Source organism: Frankia sp. CgMI4 (assembly GCF_001756285.1).
Lineage (GTDB): Bacteria > Actinomycetota > Actinomycetes > Frankiales > Frankiaceae > Frankia > Frankia casuarinae.
This window is the reverse complement of the sequence record NZ_MAQZ01000081.1, coordinates 1-21,444: the sequence shown is the minus strand read 5'-3', so window position 1 is coordinate 21,444 and position 21,444 is coordinate 1. Positions and strand designations below refer to the sequence as shown.

Annotated in this window: 16 protein-coding genes, 1 tRNA gene and 1 pseudogene; 11 read left to right on the top strand and 7 right to left on the bottom strand. The window is 69.2% G+C overall.

The window, feature by feature from the left end; all coding sequences use genetic code 11:
• Nucleotides 1-14: 14 nt before the first annotated feature.
• The 9 genes from Manayef4_RS25035 (at nt 15) to Manayef4_RS14025 (ending at nt 14,246) form a co-directional block, all read left to right on the top strand.
• Nucleotides 15-191 carry a hypothetical protein gene (locus Manayef4_RS25035; protein WP_157902454.1) on the top strand — a complete coding sequence of 59 codons (177 nt, stop codon included), beginning with the start codon at nt 15-17 and terminating at the stop codon, nt 189-191.
• On the top strand, nt 188-334 hold the full coding sequence (locus Manayef4_RS24285; protein ID WP_173645823.1) for a hypothetical protein: 147 nt from the start codon (nt 188-190) through the stop codon (nt 332-334). The genes Manayef4_RS25035 and Manayef4_RS24285 overlap by 4 nt, the downstream gene beginning before the upstream one ends.
• A gap of 285 nt (nt 335-619) precedes the next feature.
• Nucleotides 620-928 carry a hypothetical protein gene (locus tag Manayef4_RS25030; protein ID WP_011434881.1) on the top strand — a complete coding sequence of 103 codons (309 nt, stop codon included), beginning with the start codon at nt 620-622 and terminating at the stop codon, nt 926-928.
• Between the two features lie 658 nt (nt 929-1,586).
• Nucleotides 1,587-3,320: a RyR domain-containing protein gene (locus tag Manayef4_RS14055; RefSeq protein WP_175443390.1), complete on the top strand. Its 1,734-nt coding sequence runs from the start codon at nt 1,587-1,589 to the stop codon at nt 3,318-3,320.
• A 12-nt stretch (nt 3,321-3,332) separates the two neighbouring features.
• On the top strand, nt 3,333-3,803 hold the full coding sequence (locus tag Manayef4_RS14050) for a GGDEF domain-containing protein (RefSeq protein WP_070131898.1): 471 nt from the start codon (nt 3,333-3,335) through the stop codon (nt 3,801-3,803).
• Nucleotides 3,804-3,913: 110 nt separating this feature from the next.
• A complete protein-coding gene (locus tag Manayef4_RS14045; RefSeq protein ID WP_254665652.1) occupies nt 3,914-8,830 on the top strand; it encodes an FtsK/SpoIIIE domain-containing protein in 4,917 nt (1,638 codons plus the stop codon).
• Nucleotides 8,831-8,925: 95 nt separating this feature from the next.
• The gene (locus Manayef4_RS26030) at nt 8,926-9,087 is read left to right on the top strand and encodes a hypothetical protein (protein WP_254665651.1); all 162 of its coding nucleotides are present in this window, start codon (nt 8,926-8,928) and stop codon (nt 9,085-9,087) included.
• A gap of 124 nt (nt 9,088-9,211) precedes the next feature.
• Nucleotides 9,212-9,499: a hypothetical protein gene (locus Manayef4_RS14035; RefSeq protein WP_011434875.1), complete on the top strand. Its 288-nt coding sequence runs from the start codon at nt 9,212-9,214 to the stop codon at nt 9,497-9,499.
• Nucleotides 9,500-10,232: 733 nt separating this feature from the next.
• Entirely contained in the window at nt 10,233-14,246 is a 4,014-nt protein-coding gene (locus Manayef4_RS14025) for a LysM peptidoglycan-binding domain-containing protein (RefSeq protein ID WP_254665650.1), read from the top strand.
• Nucleotides 14,247-14,317: 71 nt separating this feature from the next.
• Here the strand turns inward: Manayef4_RS14025 and Manayef4_RS14020 are convergent, their stop codons facing one another.
• On the bottom strand, nt 14,318-15,649 hold the full coding sequence (locus Manayef4_RS14020) for an MFS transporter (protein WP_070131896.1): 1,332 nt from the start codon (nt 15,647-15,649) through the stop codon (nt 14,318-14,320).
• A 656-nt stretch (nt 15,650-16,305) separates the two neighbouring features.
• On the opposite strand from Manayef4_RS14020, the gene Manayef4_RS14015 reads away from it, so the two are divergent.
• Nucleotides 16,306-16,378 (top strand) — tRNA-Arg (locus Manayef4_RS14015).
• 119 nt (nt 16,379-16,497) lie between these two features.
• Here Manayef4_RS14015 and Manayef4_RS14010 read toward each other — a convergent pair.
• The 3 genes from Manayef4_RS14010 to Manayef4_RS14000 all read right to left on the bottom strand — a co-directional run bounded on the left by Manayef4_RS14010 (nt 16,498) and on the right by Manayef4_RS14000 (nt 18,715).
• The gene (locus Manayef4_RS14010; protein WP_254665649.1) at nt 16,498-17,976 is read right to left on the bottom strand and encodes a tyrosine-type recombinase/integrase; all 1,479 of its coding nucleotides are present in this window, start codon (nt 17,974-17,976) and stop codon (nt 16,498-16,500) included.
• Nucleotides 17,976-18,179 (bottom strand): hypothetical protein, encoded by a 204-nt coding sequence (locus tag Manayef4_RS14005; protein WP_023839866.1) that lies wholly within the window; start codon nt 18,177-18,179, stop codon nt 17,976-17,978. The genes Manayef4_RS14010 and Manayef4_RS14005 overlap by 1 nt, the downstream gene beginning before the upstream one ends.
• Before the next feature lie 236 nt (nt 18,180-18,415).
• A complete protein-coding gene (locus tag Manayef4_RS14000) occupies nt 18,416-18,715 on the bottom strand; it encodes a hypothetical protein (RefSeq protein WP_070131894.1) in 300 nt (99 codons plus the stop codon).
• Between the two features lie 150 nt (nt 18,716-18,865).
• Between Manayef4_RS14000 and Manayef4_RS13995 the strand changes: the two genes are divergently transcribed.
• Nucleotides 18,866-19,069: a hypothetical protein gene (locus Manayef4_RS13995; protein WP_035908376.1), complete on the top strand. Its 204-nt coding sequence runs from the start codon at nt 18,866-18,868 to the stop codon at nt 19,067-19,069.
• 6 nt (nt 19,070-19,075) lie between these two features.
• On the opposite strand, the gene Manayef4_RS13990 is transcribed toward Manayef4_RS13995, so the two are convergent.
• From Manayef4_RS13990 to Manayef4_RS13980, 3 genes and pseudogenes are all read right to left on the bottom strand, one after another.
• Nucleotides 19,076-19,267 carry a helix-turn-helix domain-containing protein gene (locus Manayef4_RS13990; RefSeq protein ID WP_011434870.1) on the bottom strand — a complete coding sequence of 64 codons (192 nt, stop codon included), beginning with the start codon at nt 19,265-19,267 and terminating at the stop codon, nt 19,076-19,078.
• A 31-nt stretch (nt 19,268-19,298) separates the two neighbouring features.
• Nucleotides 19,299-20,750: pseudogene (locus Manayef4_RS13985) on the bottom strand (replication initiator); the annotation flags it as partial.
• Between the two features lie 28 nt (nt 20,751-20,778).
• A complete protein-coding gene (locus Manayef4_RS13980) occupies nt 20,779-21,252 on the bottom strand; it encodes an SAM-dependent methyltransferase (protein ID WP_083282462.1) in 474 nt (157 codons plus the stop codon).
• Nucleotides 21,253-21,444: the final 192 nt, after the last annotated feature.

The window sequence follows — 21,444 nt, the reverse complement described above, 5'->3', positions numbered from 1 at the left end:
CGTCCGTCCATGTCGTGCGCGGGGGGACTGGCGCGCACGGGCGGTTGCTGCGCCGGGTACGCCCCGATGTCCTGCACGTCAACCGGTGTGTGCCGTGGGCGTGCGCGCCGATGCTGGCCGCCGGCCTGACGGCCGGAGTGGCCGGTTGCGATCTGCGGGTCGTCGCCGTCGATCAGCTTCCGCAGCAGTGATCGACGGCGCGACCGGGCTGCTCATGCCCGCCGGCGACCCGGCCGCCCTGGCCGCTGCGCTGTGCCGGCTGCGGGATGATCCGGTCCTGCGCCACCGGCTGGGGAATACGGGCACGCCAGGCGGCCGTGAGCACCTTCACTGACCACCAGATGGCCCGCGCCTACCTCACGCTCTGGGAACGGTGCCGCTCGCAGCCGCGGGCCTCTCGCCTGCGGCCCGAACCGCCGCGCCCATGACCTTGAACTGACCGCGCATCTGCGGAGCATGTCGGCGAGACGCTCGCCAGCACAGGCCTGGGCGGGTTCGAGTTCTCACCATGCCGGCAGTCTCGCGCTTTCCAGCAGGCCCGAGAACTTGTCCTGGCAGCCGACCGCCAGACACCTGCGCGTAGCGGACCGCGGGCTCGGCACCGTAGGCTCCGTTCAGGATGGCAGTACGCACCGTGCCGGGCTGCAAGCGCCGCCCGGGCGACACGCATCATGGCCGCGTTCCTGCGGGAGCACGCCGGCTGGGTGAGCACGGTGTTGCTGCCGGCTTACACGCCCGAGCTGAATCCGGCGGAGGGGTGTGGTCCCAGCTCAAGCGCACCGCCCTGGTGAACCTGGCCGCCCGCAGCCTCGACGATGTCCACCAGGCGGCCAAACACGGACTGAAACGGCTGCGGTACCGGCCCGCGTTGCTGTTGGGGTTCCTCGCCGAAACCGGCCTGGGCTGGGAGGAGCTGCGGCCAACATGACTCCAGGCATTGAAGCTCAGTACCTGTGAGTGATGGCTGGCGTTGCGCCACTCGCGTTATCCTGACCCGGCTGAGTAGCGATCAGGTATGGCTGATGGGGACGTTTCGGGTATGACTGACGGGGACGTTCTTGACGGCAACCGGGCAAGGCGGCGTGAGCCGCGCCGTGGTCCGGAGCCTTTCGGCTCAGGCCGGGACCAGCCGCGCGACCCAGACCGGGAGCAGGCGAGCACGGCACACGCCAGGCCAGGGTGGCCGCTTCCGCCGGTTCCTGCCGGGCACCGGTGAGAGGGGTGGGTGTGAGTGCGGCGCCGCGTGCTGCGGAAGGGGGCCATGCCCGGCGAGCCGCCGGCCGCCGGCCACCGTTGATTCATCCGCTGAATCCTCACCCCGGCGGACCTCGATTCCGCTACTTTCCCGGTCGTCGGAATATCTCGTCGATGAATATCGGGGAGAGATCAATCACGGGTCCGGCTCCCCGACGAAACCTCCCGACGCCCGGTCCCGGGGCCTGGCTGAACTGTTGGCTGGCGGAGGAAACAGGAGGCTGGTAGGCACCGTGTTCTATGATGTTCTGCTGATCATTTTTCGGAACATGGAAGGCGCCGTGGTAGTCGTGTCCTCCCGGATGCGCCACCCGGTGCGGACCGTCCGCTGGATGTTCAACGGACTGTTCCAGCCGCCCGCCGGCTGGCGACGCCTATGTCTRCTTGCCGCGGTTTCAGCATTCAGTCTGGGGATGGTCGGGCTCTGGCAGCTGTCCCGAAGCCCCGGCGCCGGCCTCAGCGCCACYGACATCGCCTACGGCAGCCTGGGGCTTTTCTTCGTCCAGCCACCAGACCTACCCAATGATGTCGGTCTCCCGATCTCCTTTGAGATCGCCCGCTTCCTGGCGCCTGCGGCCACTGCTTATGTACTCGCGGATACGCTGGTCAAACCGATGGCCGCCCTCCAGGCCACGCTGTCCCGGGGGCACGCGGTCATCTGTGGCAGCGGACCGACGGCGCTTGCCTTCGCGGAACGCCTGCGGGCCGCGTCCCGCCAGGTTGTACTGATCGATGACGTCGACAGTATCGAAATCGCGGAACACGCCCGCCGTCTTGGTCTGGTCCTGCTACGAGGAGATGCGCGTCGCGGGGATGTGCTACGGCGGGCTGGCGTGGCCCGGGCCGACCAACTGTACGTGTGTGGGACTGCGTCCGGATATAACGCCGCTGTCGTCGCGGCGGCGGAGCAGGTGTCACGCCAGCGCCACCGCCCGCTGACATGCTACGCGGAGGAGTCGGATCCTGACGTGCTCGACGCCCTGTGGACGCTTCTGCTCGGCAGGGAACACATCGRTCGTCTCACGGTCGAGTTCTTCAACACCGCCCGTCTCGGTGCAAGTCTTCTGCTCGACGACGAACGGATCGCGTTCGCGCCCCTTGGTCTGTCCGTCGTGATAGTGGGCATGGGCCCGTTCGGCCGGGAGCTGCTCCTGGAACTCGCGCGGCGCCGCAGAGAGGTAGGTGCGACGTCGCGGATGCAGGTGACCCTCATCGACAAGAATGCCAGCGGTGTACTGAGGCTGCTGCAGACCCGCTATGGCCTCGTCGAGGCGATGGTAGACACCATCTGCCAGGATACGGGTTCCGACGAGGTCGACCTGAACGGTCTTCTGGATGGATACGCCCCGGAAGGAGCCATGCAGTTGGTGTTCATCTGCTACGAAGACGAGGAACTGGCGTTACGCAAGGCTCTTGCGGTGTCCCGGCTGCCCGGACACCGCAAGGTGATCGTTCGGGTGGATCGCATGACTCCCTTCGGGCAGGCCTTCGGTAGCGGTGACGGCGCGCGACCGCTGGACATCCTCTACCGTGGCCTCACCGTTTTTCCACTGCTGGACCGCGTCTGCGATCCCGACCAGCTACAGGATCCCCAGGTCGAACAGCTCGCCAAAGGAATACACCGAGACTACTGCCGGCGGCGGATGGAAGCCGGCGAAAGACCGGAAGAAAACCGCGCGCTCGTCGCCTGGGAAAATCTCTCGGAGGATTTTCGCAACGCCAACTACGAACAAGCCCGCGACATCCGCCGAAAACTCGACATGATCGGCTGTGGAATCGTTGCCGGCGCTGTCCGAGACGATCCTTTTTCTTTCAGTGTGACCGACGCGCAGCACAACGAGGTTGAAATTCTCGCGAAGCGGGAACACGAGCGGTGGATGGTCGAGCGACAGGCTAACGGGTGGCGGTACGGACCCCACCGGGACAACGATCGAAAAACTCATCCCATGCTTGTACCGTGGGACGACCTTGATGCCCCCAGTCGCGAGAAGGACCACGAGACCATCAGGCTGATACCGATGATTCTGGCCGAGGCGGGATTCCATATTGTCCGTCGACGCAGCTGACCTGCCGACCGTTTGACCCCGACCTTCCGTGACCTGGATGCATTTCGTCGAGTCAATTTCTCCTTCGGCTATCCGATGGGCGATGCCGTTCCGGATGCCGCCGCCCGCCGCTTTTCGAAAATACTCCACCCCGGCGACATTCTCGGGCGCTGGGGCGGGGACGAGTTCGTCATCCTCACCGGACCCGTTACCGCGGCCGAGGCYGCGACCCTGGCCGAGCGGCTCATCTCCTCCCTGGACGGACCGCTGGACGTGCACGGTCATCGGATCAGCATGCCAGTGAGCGCCGGAGTGGCCCTGTCGGCCGGGCCGTCTCCGACCGGCCAGGCACGCTCACCCGAACCTGCGCTCGGTTTACCGATCCCGGCCGACGCTGCCGAGGTGGGTGACGCCATGGTGGAGCTGACGGGTACGGAGGTGATGCGCACCCGGGCGACGGCACGCACGGTCGGGCGGGAGCATCGTCCTCGCGACTCGCCATGAATCGTCATGGTGGTTTCTGCGCCACCACGTATTTCGACCACAACACCAAGTAGAAGAACTCCCCGTCGGCCGGTCCCGCTTCCCGCTTTTCCACGCCGTATCTTCCATACATGCGTTTCACCCTCACCGTCCGCGATGCCACCCGGAATTCCAGCACGGACGTACTACTGACCGCCGCCCCGGAAACCCCACTCCGTGCGGTGGCCGGGGCGATGGCCGCCGCTGTCCGCCCGCAGCGGCGTACTCCCACACCGGCGCGGGCCGGGCCCTCGATCAACGTCTCCGGTACCGTCCGTCCGCTCGACCCGGAGACGACCCTGGCCTCCTCGCCGCTGCGTGAGGGTGCGGTGGTGAGCCTTGATGCCGCGGTGTCCCGGCGGGTCCGCGGGACGGGCCTGGTCGACCTGATGATCATCGGCGGACCCGGGGCGGGCGACATTCATCACCTGCCGGCGGGTGAGTTCACCGTCGGCTCGGGACCCGGCTGCACTGTCACGCTAGGGGGTCACAGCAGCGACGAGCCCGCGCTGACCATCCGGATCGAGGTCGACGGTCGGTGCACCGTCACAGCCGGTCCGGGTGCGGCCGTCCTCGGCGACCACCCATCGTTGCCTGCCGGCACCATCCTGGCCGCGGTGCGGATCGCCCCGGTGACGTTGCTGCTCGTGCGGCCCGCACCGCTCACGGTGCTGACCCGCCCGTCCGTCTCCGCTCCTGGCATGCTCGACGTCAACCGTCCGCCTCGCCTGCATCCGCCGGAGCGGGAGTCCGTCTTTGTCCTGCCGGCCGCACCCGCCGAACCCCGCCGTGTTCAGGTTCCGGTGCTCACGACGGTGCTGCCGCTTGTCGCCGCCCTGGGCATGGCAGCCCTGCTGCGGACGGTCTACGTTCTGCTCTTCGCGGTGCTGGCGCCGGTGAGCCTGGCCGCCTCCGTGGTGAGCGGCCGACGGMGGGAGGGCCGGGAGTTCCGTGCGGCCATGGCCCGCTACCGGCAGGAGCGGGACGACGTCGAGGCCACGGCTCGTGCCGCGCTTGCGGCGGAATGCGCCGAGCGTCGTCGCAGCCACCCCGATCCGGCAAGTCTGCTCGCCACCGCTCAGGGACCGACTGCGACGCTGTGGGAGCGGCGTCGTCATGACCCCGACCACCTGCACCTGAGGTTCGGCACGGCCGACCTGCCAAGCAGGGTCCGGACCACGGACCCCTCCCCTGCCGCCGTCACGCCCCGGCAGCCCCCGGCCTGGGTCGCTCCCGATGTCCCCGCCGTCATTGCTCTGGCCGAGCGGGGAGTGCTCGGCGTCACCGGTCGGGGCATGTTGCCGCAGCTTCTCGGCAGCTGGCTCGTGATCCAGGCCGCTGTCCTGCACAGCCCTCGCGATCTCCGGATCTGTCTACTGATTGGCTCCACAGGCATCGTCGATGCCTGGCGATGGATCCGCTGGCTGCCGCACTGTCGGCCGTTGGTAGAGGAGAAGGCCATTTTCGTCGGAGCCGACGAGGTCAGCCGCTCCCGCCGGATCGCCGAACTTACATCCTTGATCGAGAGTCGCCGCGCCCATCCGCCCGAGGCACCCAGATCCGCCCCCGACATCCTGGTCGTGCTGGACGGGGCCCGGATGCTGCGCTCCGTTCCCGGGATGACGACCGTGCTACGTGGCGGACCGGCGGTCGGCATCCACATCATCTGCCTGGAGGCCGACGTCCGGGACCTTCCGCCCGAATGCCGGGCCGTTGTCGAACAGGACGGCGACGAGTTGTTGATGCGGCAGGATCGGTCAGCCGTGATCAGACATGTCTGCCCAGACCTTATCGGTCTCACCGGCCTGCCCAGTCTCACCGACCAGGCCGGTCTCACCGGCCAGGCCGGAGCACCGGCCGTCGATGCCGTGGGACTGGCCTCCGCGGCCGGCTGGTGTGAGTCGGTCGCCAGAGCCTTGGCGCCGCTGCGCGACGCCGGTGACGACGACTCCGAGGGCCTTCCCTCCGCCGTCCGGCTCCTGGACATCCTCGGCGCCGACCCACCCACGCCGAAGGTGATCCAAGATTTCTGGTCATCGGTGCCGCAGCCGCCCCGGGGCGCGGCGAGCAGGGCGGTACCAGTCGGGATCGGTGAGGGTGGGAGGTTCACGATCGATCTCTCTCGCGACGGACCGCACGGGCTGGTCGCTGGCACGACCGGGGCCGGAAAGTCCGAACTGCTGCAGACGATCATTGCTGCGCACGCCGTGATGTACCGCCCGGACGAGATGATCTTCGTGCTGGTTGACTACAAGGGAGGCAGCGCGTTCGCCGAGTGCGCCGCTCTCCCCCACACCGTCGGTATGGTCACCGACCTCGATCCGCACCTGGTTCGACGCGCGCTGAGCTCGCTCAGCGCCGAGCTTCGCAGACGGGAACGGATGTTGGCCGCGGCCGGAGCGAAGGACCTCGACGCCTTTCGACGTCTGCTCCCTCACCCCATCGAGCGTCCGACGATTCCCCGCCTACTTCTGGTCGTCGACGAATTCGCCACGCTAGCCCGCGAACTACCCGAATTCGTCGCCGGATTGGTCAACCTGGCCCAACGCGGACGGTCGCTCGGGATCCATCTCCTGCTGGCCACCCAACGCCCCGCGGGGGTGGTGTCACCGGAGATCCGGGCGAATACGAACCTGCGCATCGCGTTGCGGGTCACCGACGCGGCGGAGAGCGAGGACGTCGTCGGCTGCCCGGCCGCTGCCCTGATCAGTCCGGCCACTCCCGGTCGGGCGGTGGTACGCACCGGCCCGGGCATCACGACAGCCGTTCAGACCGGGTGGATCGGTGGACCGGATCCGGTCACCAGACCAGGCAGAGACGGCTCGTCCGGAATTCCTGTGCCCAGGGTCACCCCGCTACCGTGGCCGGAACCGGACGACGCTMCACGTCGGGATGYCGACACGTCCCAGGTGGTGCCGGCGCCGTCGGACGGACCGCCGTCGGAAGACGTGTCCCTGGCAGAGCCGCGCACCGACCTGGCTGCTCTGGTCTCGGCAGTACGGGAGGCCTCGACGAGGCTCGGGATCTCTCCGATACCCAGTCCGTGGCTTCCCCCGCTCCCTGAGCGGRTTACCCTCGACTCTCTCGTCGGGGCGACCGCCGGCCGCACCGGCCCGAGCGACCACACCGGCCCGAGCGACCACACCATCGCCGCGGATGGCTACGGCCGCCGTCCGGCGGGCTCCAACCGTCCGGCGGGCTCCAGCGGATCCCCCGGGCTCCACGCGGACGGTCTCGTTCGGCTCCCTCCCGTCGCCATCGGGCTGGCCGATCACTGTGACCGTCAGCTTCAGCTGCCCTTCACGATCGATCTGGAACACGGCGGCCACCTCATGATCGTCGGATCGCCACGGACCGGGCGCTCGACCGTGTTGCGCACCGCTGCCGGCGCCCTCGCCACCGCCCTGCCCGTCGGCGAGCTCCATCTCTACGGACTGGACTGCGGCGGCAACGCCCTGGCACCCCTCGAGGACCTGCCGCACTCCGGTGCCGTGGTGAGCCGGGACGATCCCGAGCGGGTCGCGAGGCTCCTCGCCCGTCTGGCCAATGAGATCAGCGAACGGCAGACGATCCTCTCCCGGAAAGGCTTCATGGATCTTGCCGAGGCCCGGCGGTCGTGGCGGCCRTCCCCCGGCGATGCGGGCGACGCCATGCGCCCATCGCCGTACCTGGTGCTGCTCGTCGACCGGTTCGAAGGATTTCTGGCCGCGTTTGAGGACGTCGACGGAGGAATACTCGTCGACCAATTTCTGCGGCTGGTGCGCGAAGGTCAGGCGGTGGGCCTGCGAGTGATCATCACTACCGATCGACGAGGGTTGATCGGGCGGCTGGCGTCGCTCGTCGACGAACGACTACTCCTGCGGATGRCCGACCCTTCCGACTACGCACTCGCCGGCCTGTCCCCGTTCGACGTGCCCGGGACGCTGCCCGCCGGACGTGGGGTCGCGGTCGGAGGTCGGTTCCCCAGTCCCGTGGAGACACAGATCGCGCTGCTCGACGCGGACCCCACAGGCCGGGCTCAGGTTGCGGCACTGCGGGCGGTGGGCTCTCGGGCGATGTCCCATGCGGGCCGATCTGTGGAGGTGCCGCGAAGGCTGCCGGAGCGCTTCGATCGTCGTCCTTTCCGGATCGACGCGCTGCCCTCCCTCGTCACATCCGAGCAGATGGAACGCGCGCCCGGGCGGTCGCGGAGATCCGTGGCGGCGGCCATGCGCCCAGAAAATCGATCTTCGCTGCACGTGCCGATCGGAATCGGAGKGGACGAGCTGGAGATCGTCGAGGTGGATCTGGATGCCGACAGTCCCGGTTTCATGATCAGCGGCCCGCCACGATCCGGGCGCAGTTGCGTTCTACTCACGCTGGCGTTGTCACTCCTTACCGAGGGTGCCCGAATCGTCGCGTTGACGCCGCGTCCGTCGCCCCTTCGTTCCCTCGCCCACCGACCCGGTGTCGTCGCCGTTCTGGACGGAACCATGAACCTCGTGGAGGAGGCGGGAAGCAACAGCACCGGCCGTCACGGCGGCCGCGGGCGGGGTGAGTCAGCCGTCACGCCGAAGACCCGTCGGACCGACACCGCCCGGTCGCTGACCGACCTGCCAACCGGCCTGTCAGGGGACGAACCTCTGGTCGTCCTCGTCGACGACGCCGAACTGGTCGGTGAACGGGCCGCGGCCGAACTGGCGGCCTTCTGGCAGGCCGCACGCGACGGCGGCGGCGTGTTGATCGTCGCTGGTACGACCGAGGAGCTGCTGGGCCAGTACCGCGGATTCCTCGTCGACGTCCGCCGCGGTGGGTACGGGCTGCTCCTGGCCCCGGGGCGGCCGGGTGACGGCGAACTGCTCGGAGTCCGRCTGTCCCGCACGATCGGCGGCCCCGCGCCTCCAGGTCGCGGGGTGCTGGTGCGCCGCGGAGCCGTCCTTCCTGTCCAGGTCGCCTGTCCCCCGACACCCAACCTGCTCACGTCCCCCTCTGCTCGAGTCCCGAAAGGAACAATGCCGTGCGAACCGTGACCACACCAGCGGCCCAACAGGCGGCCGGGCGGATGAGCCGACAGCTACCMGATCTGCAGGCGACCACGACAAATCTGATCAATCATGGCAATACGTTGGCGGACCCGCGAAACTGGGAGGGCCCGAAGGCACAGGTTTTTCGTGCTCAGGTCTGGCCGGAGGTGCAGAGCGCGCTGACCGACCTGCGGACGAACCTCGCCGAGCTCGCCCGCGGCATCACCGAGATCAACCGCCGAACCGCCGCGGCCGGAAGCTGACGGATCACCCCCGGGACCGTGCCCTCCCGGGACCACTGTCCACTGCGCCGTTCGCTCTCTTCCATGCCATCGAGGCGCTTTGCCGCCGAGACGGCCGTCCAGATCCCCGTCACCGGAGCACACCATGACCCAGCCGTCCGATGTCACCGTCCGCAGCACGCCACAAGCCGTGACCGCCATCGCCGATCTCACCACGATCATCAACGGCCCGCTRCTCACCCATTTCGACGAGCTCCGCGCCGCGGCGAAGGTACTGATCGACCCGGAGAGCTGGGACGGCCGTAGCGCGGTCGATTTCCGGACCACCGTCTGGCCGGGATACGACCGGACCCTCACCGAACTGCACACCCAGCTGGATCAGCTACGTGCGCGGCTCGCCGAGATTCAGAACGAGATCCAGAGTGCCGGATGACCAGACCACTCCGGGGTCGGTCCGGCCTCGGTGTGTGGCCAGCGCCGGTGTTCCGCGGATGCGGGAATGGACAAGGTGGTCGATCGAAGATACGCCTGCCCTGGTACGCCGCGACACTGGACACTTTTAGGGATAACTCAACGTAAGAATAAATTTGGACATTTAGCATCGGAACGACATCAGATGCCCACCTTGAGTAATGTATCATAGATCTTTCATCTCAAAATTTCCTCTATGCAACCACGCTGGTACGATTACAGCGGGTTCGTCCTTCTGTCGCCGTCCAGGCACAGCAGCGCGAGGAGGCCGGGTGTCCACTGCACGAGATCGACGTGCGGGCATCCAGGCGGCTCGGCGCCGCTCCCGCAAGTCCCGTCAGCTCGCCCCAGTCCAGAGCCTGGAGCGCCGGCATCCACGGCGGAGACATACCATCGACCGGATCCAGGTAATGGTCACAAGAAGGTCAGGGAACTGCTGCTTCGCCCTGGAAACCGGCTTCCAGCGACCTAGCATGAGCGCCACGCAACCGGGCACGAGGCCGTGCCCGGAGTGCCMATGCGCCCGACCCTGCGCCTGATCGGGGACGTTCATGTCCACGCCGCTCCCGCCACCATCGACACCACKTCGATCCGCGCGGCCGTCCTCGCCGCCGGCATCGATGACGTCCGCCTCTCCGGCGGCGGCACCGCGGTCACGACGGCGGCTTCCGCGTGCCGGCGACCCTCCCTATCGGATGGTCGATGACAGGGCCGGGAGTGTGCCGGCCCGCCAGCCGGTGCCGGTGGTCTCCGCGGAGCTGCGGTCTCGGGAACGGCTGCGCGCAGCCGGGGCCATCGCTGCGATCGCCGGTGTCGTCCTCGGCGTTCCGGTCGTACTGATCCTGGTACTGGGTCCACCGCTCCAGAGCAGGGACGGAACCGGCGCGGTCGTCCGAGCCATCCTGGCCCTGCTCTTCTGGGCCGCCTGGCTGCACTTCACCGCCTGTCTCATCGCGGAATGCCGAGCCGAGCTGCGCGGTACCGGCCTCGCCCCGCGGATACCGCTGGGCGGCGCCCCCCAGAACCTCGCCCGCCGTCTCGTCGCCACATCCGTGTTGTTCTCCGGGACGACGGTTCTGGTCGCCCCGATGACATACGCCCGGGCCCCCGCCGTTCCGCCTGCGCCCGGCCGGATGGGGACGGCAATGCCGGTATCGACGACCTCGGCGGCCCTGGTCRCTCCGCGGCCGGCTCCGGACGACAGGGCGCCCGCGCTCACGAGGGGTGATCGGGCTCCGGTGACCACGACAACGGATCCCGGCGCCGGCGCACCGACCCAGCAGACCTGGCCGTCACGGCCGGAACCGGGGAGCAGCCCGGCTGGCCCGGCTGGCCGCATGACACCGCGTGTCCGCCACGCCGAGTTGATCAGTCCGATCGCGGATCCGAACGGCCGGCTCATGCCCAACGGGCGCATGATGAAGCTCTACGAGGTGCGACCTGCCGAGGGACGCCACCACGACACCCTCTGGGGCATCGCGGAGCGCTTCCTCGGTGACGGTCTACGGTATCGGGAGATCTTCGACCTCAACGAGGGTCGTGCCCAGCCGGACGGCCGCACGCTGTCCAAGCCATCGCTCATCCATGCCGGCTGGGTGCTGCTGCTGCCCGCCGACGCGCAGGGCGAGGGCCTGCAGACACTGCATGTACCGGACTCCGTCCCGGGATGGCCTGCCGCCGAAACGGGTACCGCGCCCCCCACCCCCGGCGGCTACGACCTCACTGACCTCGACAACCACGGCCCCGGCGACCCGGGCCTCGATGATCCAGAACCCAGCTATCCCGATTTCGAAGACCCCGGGCCGGGGGACAGCGACGGTCGTCTCGGCGCCTCTCGTGCGCTGGCAGTCCTGGATGACACGGCCCCGGTCGTCTCGGCGCGGAACACCGCGGTGGTCACCGGTGGCCCCACTACACCCGGCCTGCTCACGTCCGACTCCTTCGGACCGTCCTCCCAGGGTCTGCTGGGGATAGCAGCCGCCAGCCTGCTCGCCGCCGGAGTCATGGTGGCGTTGTCCACACGCCGGGCGGGGCCGGCGAGCCCCCCGGAGGACGAGACAGAGCGCGCGCTGCTCCTGGCCGCCGACACGGATGCCGCCCGATTTGTCGACCGCTCACTGCGCGTTCTGTCTGCCGGCCTGACCGATCTGGGACGTCTGCTTCCCCCGGTGTACGCGGCGATCCTCACCGACGACCTGCTGATCCTGCACATGGCACCCGCGGAGGAGGAGCCTCCACCGCCCCCATGGACCGTTGGCGAGGCGCCCGGGTCCTGGCGGATCGAGCGGATGCCCGGTCTGCCCGGTGACCAGCCGGCCCAGATGATCGCCCAGATGACGGCCGGCGTGCCGGCTCCGTTCCCGGCCCTCGTCACCTTCGGCCGGGACGACGCCGGGTCACGCATTCTCGTCGACCTGGAAGGCGCTCCGGGCATCATCAGCCTGATCGGCGACCTGGACGTCGCGACGGAGGTCGCGATCGCCGTGGCGATCGAGCTGGGAACCAACGTGTGGTCGGATGATCTGCGGGTCTGTCTGGTGGGTTTCCCGGCCGACACCGGAGCCGACCTGACGACGATCGCACCCGCTCGGGTCTGGACAGCGGACGACCTGAGCGCCGTCCTCGACGAACTCGCCGGACCACAGGACGACGCCGGTCGCACCGGCGTCGATCCGGCACCGGCAGACCCGCCGACCGTCACCGCGGGCGGCCGCGATCGGGTCACCGGCAATCCACGGGCGCTGGCACCCGATCTACTCATTCTCGCGGCCCCTCCCGCAGCCGCCGACGTCGCCCGGTTGACCAGGATGGCGAACGGGCGGGACGACGCCGTGGGAGTCCTCACCGTCGGCGACACCCCGGCCGCCCGCTGGCGCTTCACGGTCGAGTCGGACCGCCGCGTGTCCCTCGGCGTTCTCGGCGTCCAGGTACGGGCGCAGGCTCTGAGCATGACCGAGTACACCTCGATCACCGCGCTGTTCCATCGGGCCGATGCGGCGGGATCTCCCGCCCGGGCCTCGGGCAGCCTGCCGGACGAGAGTCTGCCGGACGAGGGCCCCCCACCACCCCCCGTATCACAGCCGCCCGCCGGACCGATCGTCGCCGGACCCACCGCGACCGGGCCGGCAACTACCCGGCCCGACGAGCCGACAAGGCCACCCTCACAACGCGGCTCCATGCCCGGGGCGCTGCCCTGGACGCCGAAACTCTCAGCCCTCACCGGGCCTGCCTTCCCCCAGCCGCTCTCGACCGTCCCCACTCCGGCAGGCCCACTCCCCGACCCCGGCTCTGCCACACCGGAGCCACGCGGAGCGGAACCGCAGGACATGCACGGTCGCGCCGCGGTCCTGCCCGGCACCGGATTCCCACCCACCATTTCCCCATCGGACGACGATCCGACGCGACCGCCCTCGAACGGCCGCCGGCTCCCCACCGAACCCCCGCCGCCCACGCCCAAGCCTCCCAGCCCTCCGCGAAGGACCGCATCGGCCGGTCCCGTCCTACCGACCACCACGGACACCGGCGACGCCCCCGAAGCCGCCGGTCTGCTGGCCCATCCGGGGCGACCGCTCATCCACCCGACGGATATCCCACGGGTACCACCCGTGGTCTACTTCGAGACGCCCCGGATGCGAGCGAACCGGCAGGGCCGCGTCCCGGCCGAATCGATCCAGCCCGGGACGGAGGCACCACCTGGACCCCCTGCCCCCCCGCCGCCAACCACCGGGTACCGGACCGCGATCCCACCCCGGCCGCCGATCCCGCCTCCGAACGAACGGCTGGCGGCGGACGCGCACCGTGCACCGCCTCAGACTGCTCGGGCGCGCTACGCCGACGGAGATACCACCGTCCCGGATGTCGGCGTTTCACGGCCCCCGACGKGGACGTCCGGGGCGGCGCCACAGCGTGTGCCGCTCGAAACCACGCCGCCCGCCGATCCCACCGCGCCCGCCGAGGCGCAGGTCCGGATTCTCGGACTGCCCACCGTCGAGGGTCCCGGGCGACCACCCGCCGAGCGCATCGACCTGTTGACCGAGGTCATCGTCTACCTCGCGCTGCACCGGGAAGGCGTGGACAGTCGGCTCCTCGCCGAGGAGATCTGGCCATCCGACACCACGGAGGAGATCGCCGACGCCGCGTTGACCGAAGCGCGCCAGTGGCTGGGGACCGATGCCAGCGGCTTGCCTCGGATCATGATCGGCCCGGATGGCCGGTGGTGGCTGAGTCCGGATGTGCGCTGCGACTGGGAACTCTTCGTGGCCTACACCCACCGGGCCGGTCTGCCGGGCAGCGACGCCGAGGCGGATCTGACGACAGCCCTGCGGATGGTCAGCGGTCCCCTGTGGACGGATCTGCCTGCCGGGCGGTACCGCTGGGCGACCACCGGGCCAATCGCCCGAAGCACCCGGGCGGGCGTGGTCGACGTGGCGCATCGCCTCGCCCAGCTGACGTTGGACTTCGGTGACACGATGACGGCGATGGCGGCCTGCCGCACCGGGCTACGGGCCGTGCCGACCTCCGAAGTGCTCTGGCGGGACCTGCTGCGCACGGTCGCCGCACGGGGTGATCGCCGGACTCTGCAGGCTGTGGCAACGGAGATGTACCGAACTATCGGTGTCGGCGGGGTGCGTCGCGGCGGGCGGRCCGAGGCCGAGACGGACGCACTGGTGCAGACCCTCCTGCCCGGATTCCGTCGCGGCCGGCGGTAGTGCCCGTTTCCGCTTCCGGGGCAGCCGGCAGAGGACCCGGCCTGATGGCTGGTCGCTGGTCGCCGGTGACGCTAGCCGACCTCGGGGATCTTGGGTACCCCGGAGATCTCCGAGGTACCGGGGTCCGCAGTGAACTCGGCAGCCGCAGCAGGAGAATCGGGACCGCGCAGCGCCGACGCGCAAACCGTGATCGCAACGAGCAGGACGAACACGACGACCATGGCGAACTGCAGGCCCGCCAGCTCGGCGAGCCCACCGATGAGAGCCGGCCCGCACAACCATCCGACATACCCGACCGTGCCGACCACGGCGATGGAGCTGCCCGTCGAAGATCCAAGCCGCYCCGTCGCGGAGAACACCGCGGGCAGCACGCAGGCGGTGCCGACGCCGAGCGTTCCGAATCCGACGATTCCCCCGACCGTGCCGAACGCCGAGGAACCGAGCGCAAGCATGAGCGCGAATCCCACCATCGCGGTCACGGCGAGGCCGCGGACCGTTCGGGTCGGGCCGAACCGTGCCATGGCGCGGTCCCCGAACAGGCGCACGACGAACATGCAGGAGGTGAAGGCCACAAAGCCGATACCCGCGATTCCGACGGCCGCTCCGGCCACATCGGTGAGGTAGACGGCGCTCCAGTCCGCTGCCACACCTTCGCAGAGGAAACTACCGAAGGCGATGACGCACAGTGCGACGAACGGCYGGGCACGGCTGCCGGTGCCGACGGGACCCCGGGGCATCGCTCTGTCGCTGTCCCCGTCCCAGCCATCTCGCCCGTCCCCCGGCGCGACTTCCGGTGCAGCGCCGTCGGGCAGCATCCAGGCCGTGGCGGGTAGGGCGGCAGCGAGACCCAACCCGCCGAGCACCGCGAACTGCACGCCGATCGGGACACTCAGAGCGGCCGCCGCCGAACCGATCCCGGCCCCGGACAGGGCACCCGCCGTCCACGCCGCATGGGCGGAGGTCATGATCGGCCGCTGGTAGCAGCGCTCAATCCCCACGGCCTGGGTGTTCAGGGAGATGTCGAGGCAGCTGCTGGTCGCCCCCCACAGGGCGAGCAGGGYGAACAGAGACCAGGGTCCCTCGACGAGCGGGACCAGAAGACCGGTGGCGCAGTAGGCGGGCAAACCTGCTCGCACCATGGTGATGCTGCCGTAGCGGGTGACCGCCAGACCGATCAGCCACAGTGTCAGAACCGCCCCGATCGGGGCGCCGAGCAGGGTCAGACCGAGCTGCCCGTCGCCGAGTTCGAGCCCYTCCTTGATTTGCGGTATACGCGGCGCCCAGCTCGCAAGCAGCAGAGCCAGCAGGAACAGCGAGCTCATCGTCGCCGCCCGGGCACGGAACAGTACTTGGGCATCGAAGGGCTGGCTCCGAGTCGCGCGGCGCACGCCGCCCGGATCCATCAGGATGATCTCCAGCCGTCGATCTTCATGATGCGCACGCCGCGAGGAGAATTACCCTGCGCCCCGGATCGTTACGCATCATTGCTCCATGCGACGATACCCGATAAGATCGAACAACGCTCTGGCGGCATCCAATTATGCTTCGACAGATCTAATTACGATACATAAAATCTAATTAAGTTACATAAATCCAATTATGATCGACGACACCCGATGACATCCCGATGTCACTATGAGGACCGCTCGACCATGAGGACCTCTMGGCAGCGGGCGCGAACGTGCCCGCCCGATCGGGCACGATGGCGTTCCCGCGGCCGTCGCGTCGGATACTGGCGGGGTGCGTCTGGTCATGCTCTCGGACACGCACCTCCCGGTGCGGGCACGCGAACTGCCCGCCGAGGCGGAGGATCGCCGGCTCAGGGAGGTCGTACTGCGCCGCCTCCCGCCRCGGCGGACGGTCAGCGGTTGACCGTCCGCCGCGCGCCCCACCGGCAACTCCTCCTGCCGGTGCCGCAGCTGCCGATTCGACGATGACCCCACATCTGTCCACACAATAAGCACATGATGAACTACGGAAAGCTACATCCCCCTCGGGGGATCGGTGCCACCCGTCGGGTGCTGTAAGCTGGCACCGCCGGCCACCACGGTGGCAGATCGCGCTCGTAGCTCAACGGACAGAGCATCTGACTACGGATCAGAAGGTTGGGGGTTCGAGYCCCTCCGAGCGCACGCACGGTTGAGACAGGCCAGAGCCCCGCACCCCCATCCAAGGTGCGGGGCTCTGCCGCTTTCAAGACCTCGTGTACTGCAGTTCATACTGCAGTTGGCGAACGGTACTGCGGGACGACTCAGGCGGCACCCTCGTCTGCCTCACTCTCCGTAGCGGTGGTCGGGTTCCGGAGCCGGGTGAGGATGTCGTCCATGCTGCGGGCCGTCCCCCGCCGGACGTCYGCCAGAACGTCAACGTAGATGTCCGCGGTGGTGCCAAGGCGGGTGTGACGCAGAAGCGCGCSAATCTCGTTCAGGTCGACGCCGGCCCGGAACAGCATCGTCGCCGCCGTGTGGCGGAGATCGTGCACGCGGGTGTGCCGCACCTCAGCCCGCTCACACACCGCGTCCCACCACCGGTTGACGTTGCGCGGGTCGACCTTCCGCCCGAGTGCGGTAGTGAACACCAGTCCGGGGTCTTCCCACCGGATGACCTTCAGGTCCGCCGGAGTCCCGGACACCCCCTCGGGGAGGTTCTGCGCGGCCAGCGCCGCCAGGTCCTTTTCCRCCTGGTCCGCTTTGGCGCTGAGGTCGGCTTTCGCGTCGTCCTGCCGCCACCGGTGCTCACGGAGCATCGTGACGACCATGTCGGGCAGTGCGWGAACCGCCTTTGAACCCTTCGTCTTCAGGGCTTCCTCTTCGACGAGTTCCCAGCGCTGCCGGCCGGTCYCCGGATCAATTCCCGCCTTGCGACGCCGCTGCTTGCGCACCACGGCGACCGTGCCCGCATCAAGGTCGAGCGCATCCCAGCGCAGCGCGAGCGCTTCCCCCTTGCGCAGCCCGAGCGCCARCAGCACCAGCCACAGCGCGGACATCCGGTCCACGAGCGCGACCGCGACAACCCGACGGGCTTCTTCCTCGGTGAGCGCCCGTATCGGCGCATCGGCCTTCCTCGGCGGCTGGACGAGAGCGGCGACGTTCCGGGTCAGCAGTTCCTCCCGGACCGCGTCATTCAACGCCGCGGTGAGGATCACCAGCAGGTAGCGCACCGACCGGGCCGACAGCGGCTTGACGGGCTTGCGTTCGCTCGGTGCCRGAGCCTTCTTCTGTGCTGTCGCGCGTCGAGCCGGGCGAGTCTTCTTCTCTTTCGCGCGTTCTRCCGCCTTGCGGGCCGCCTCAGCCTCCCAGGCCGCGCACTGCGCCAGACCCGCGGACGACGGTTCCGTGAGCTTGCGCGTCATCCAGTGGCGGACGTGCGCGGTGGACAGCTTGCGCAGCTCGTGACGGCCGAGGATCGGCGTGATATGCAGCCGGACCTGATCGGCATACGACTCGGCCGTTGACTCGGYGAGCGTTCCGGCGACCACGCGGGAAGGCAGAACGATGGTCACCCACTGATCGAGATATTCGGCCACCGTCATCCGTGTCGTGACCAGCGGCACCMCGTCCTGCACCGCCCGGAGCGCGGCAATGATCTTCCCTCGGACGTCGTCCTTCGTCTTGCCGTAGAACGTCGGCCGGGTGCCGTCCGRCATACTGATCTGACCGGCCCAACCGTTGCGGTACCGGTAGATCGAGCCTTCGCCGTTGCCGCGTCTGCTGCCCTTACCCTCGGCCATCAGGCCACGTCCAGGGGGTTGCCGTCGGGCCATTCGACGGCGTCGCACCATGGGCAGCCGTAGGGGCTGTCTTCCATGTCGCAGGCGAACTTGGTCTCTCCGTCCGACTGCGGGTAACCGCGTCCCTGGCCGCGGTCGGCGCGGTCGAGGTGGTCATGCAGCGCCTGCATGAGGGTCACCCGCCGTGGGGTGTTGGTGGGCATGGTGGTTCTGGCTCCTTGCCGAAAGAACGGGCGCGGGTCGCGAGTCGCGTGGTCCGGCGCGAGTGGGGGTTTCCGTTCTCTGGCGCTGGGATGGTCTGCCGGGTCGCCGGCCGCGTCCAGGGCGCTATCGCGTCGCTACGCGATCGGCCTATGGCCGACCCTGGACCCGTCCACCGCCCCGACAGATTGAGGCGCCACCAGAGAACRGAAGAAAAATGGGTGGGGCAGAAGAACCGCTACGGGCGGGTTCCGCGTGCCGCCGCCGGTGCCGTCGGGGTGACGCCCCCGGTGGGATCAGGTTCCCTGCCGTCGGGCACTGTCCGGAAGACCATGGTCAGGTCGATGTCGCCGACGTGCTCGGTCAGGAAGGCGTCGACCGGCATGCRGGCGAGGACCTCGGCGATCTCGCGGGCATCAGCACCAGGACGCAGCGTCAGCGCATAGACGCCGGGCCGGACGATGCTGGCCACGATCAGCGRCACGTCTCCGCCGGGGGTTCGGTCGGGATCCGGGGCGTCGGACGGGAAGATGGGCATGGGTCTCTCTCCTGTTCGCGCAGGAAGGGGCCAAGGTTCCGGTCGGGTGTTGCCGCACTCGGCCGGAACCGCCTCAACGCGACTGGACGACCGTCCAGCGACATCCACGGTACACGTGGCGCTGGACGGTCGTCCAGTAGATTGCGGGGTATGACGCAACCGCTCATGGGAGCGGCGGAGATCGCCCGCCGGTTGGGGGTCGGGCGGACGCGGGTGAACCAGCTTCTGAAGGAAGACCCGTCGTTCCCCGCGCCGTATGCCTCCCTGGCCGCCGGTCACATCTGGCGGACCGTCGATGTGGAGGCATGGATTGCCGAACACCGCCCCGACCTGCCCCCGCCCGACGGCCAGTGAGGGTGATCATGCTGCCTGTCCGTCGTCGAGGCCGCGGAGCCGGTGGACGAAGGCGAGCAGCGAGGCGGAGGGGATCCGGCGGGCACGGCCGATGCGGACGGATTCGAGGTCGCCGCTGTTCAGCAGTTCGTAGACGGTGCTGCGGCTGACGCCGAGCAGGTCAGCGGCTTCCGTCGGGGTGAGCAGGAGCTTGGTCACGCAGGCTCTCCAGGGGCTTGCCGGGGTGGGGTCAGGCTGCGTCCGCCAGCGGCGGCCCTGTTGCCGAATCCCCGCCGGCCCCTTCCTCGGTGCCGATTCCGAGCTGTGCGCGCCAGGCGTGCCGTTGGGCGATGGCATGCAAGATCAGATGTTCGCGGCGGGGTGCGGCCGGGTCCCCGGGGCGTAGCAGCGTCCAGGCGATGCGGGTCGGATCGTCCTCGGGCGCGGCCGGTCCGGTGCCAGTGGCGCCCAGTGCCGCGAGCTGCTGGCGGATAAAGACGACCCGATCACGACGGTGGTCGGTGAGGGTCTTGCCAGACCAGCGGCGGGAGACCAGCACCCGCCGGCCGCCGAAGCCGAGGGTTTCGCGCCGGTGGGCTTTGCCGGTGCACCGTCCGGGGGTGAGGCCGCGCCGGGGGTTGCGGGGTTGGATGCCGTAGCGCAGCCAGTTCGCACAGGTCGGGGAGCAGGGTTCGTAGCGCAGGGCATCGGCGAGCCGCTCCACATGCGCCCGCTGCCGGTCACTGCTGATCTCGTGACAGGTGTCGAGGGTCTTCGTCAGGTACTTGGTGAGATAGCCGATCATCCGGCCGGTGTTCACCGAGTTCGCCGTCACCCCGTCCGCCTGGAGTTGCGGACCGAACCGCACGACGTGCGCGGGTTCGTCGTCCTCACCGATCGCGTCGAGCGCCGCATCCCACGAGGGCAGCGGGTCGCCGGCGTCGGGGTCGAGGTAGGCGCCGATGGTGTCGTCCCAGACGGGCAGATGCTGATCGTCGTAGACCGGCCGGTCCGTCGCTGGCCGCCAGACCTGGTGGTAGGTGGCTGCCGCCACCAGCCGCAGCATGGTCCGCGGGATGGTGCCGCGGATCGCGGCGTGYAGGTGCGGGGCGAGACGCCGTTGGGGTTCCAGCGCGGCGAAGTACTGGACATCCCAGCCGACCGCGCGGCGCAGGTTCTGCCAGAACCGATCCAGCAGCTTCGGGAAGTGGATCGCGTCCCGTGCCGCCTGCCGGTAGTCGTAGGAGGCCGGGTCCACCGGCGTGCCGTCGGAGTGCACCCGCCCGTACGAGGCACAGGTCAGGGTCAGGAACATCGACGGCCGCCACACCGTCCCGTCCGGCGCGGTGAACGTCCGCCCGACCGTGCGCCGCTCAACGGGCAGCCGGGGYAGATCGGGGGCATCCTGGCGACGACGGGTCGAGCGGACGCGGYGCGGCCGGTCCCGGTCGGCCGGCGCGATCCGGCCCCGCACGCCCAGATCTGACAGTTCCCGGTCCACCTGGCCGATCAGTTCGTCGATCTCGCCGACCTGCCCGAGGTCGCCGGCCGCCAGGACCTCACCGCGGRCTTCCTCCAGGTCCGCCCGCAGCACGGCAAGTGCCTTGGCGTCGTCGGACGGCGGATCCGGGTCGGGAAGGGGTTCGTCGTCGAGATGCCATCCGGTCTTGCACTGGGCCATCCGGAGCCGCCGCGAGCGGTCAGGGCTTCCGTCCTGCACCGCCGTAGACTCAGACGGTTTCCGGGTCCGTGGGTGGCGTGTCCGGCTTCCACAGCGGTAGGCGCACCACGCCCGGGTCGAGGACATCCGTCCCGTCGAAGAAGCGGCAGACGTCCGCGAGGCCGCGGAGAACGAGCGGCGCGGCCGTGGTCGCGTAGGTCTCGACGATCGCGCCGACCCCTGGGGGTGCCTGGTCGCCGGTCGCGTGGGACACGACCAGGTAGCTGCCGGACGGCAGACCGTCCAGCAGCCTGCGCACCAGCGCACGCGGTTGGTCGGCGCCGGTCAGGAAGTGCAGGACCGCGACGAGGAACAGCGCAATCGGCCGGTGGAAGTCGAGCACGCCGCGGAGCTCGGCGGCATCGAGGATGAGCCCGGGGTCCCGGAGATCCGCCGCCAGGTAGGCGGTCCGCCCCTGCTCCGACCCGGTCAGCAGCGCACGCGCGTACGCCAGCACAACCGGTACCACCCCTTGGTCACACATGGCAAGTGGTACTCGTGTGTCGGTCGTGAGCGCMGATGGGCGCGCCGCATGGCGGTGTTCYGGGCGCGTAGGCGACGGCGGTTCCTTGCAAGGGAGATTAGAGCGTGTCTCACGTCGAGTGCGGGAGCTTCTTCCAGCAGGTGATCGCGGCAGCCAGGCAGAGGAACCCGAGGAAGTTGTAGCCGTTGCGTT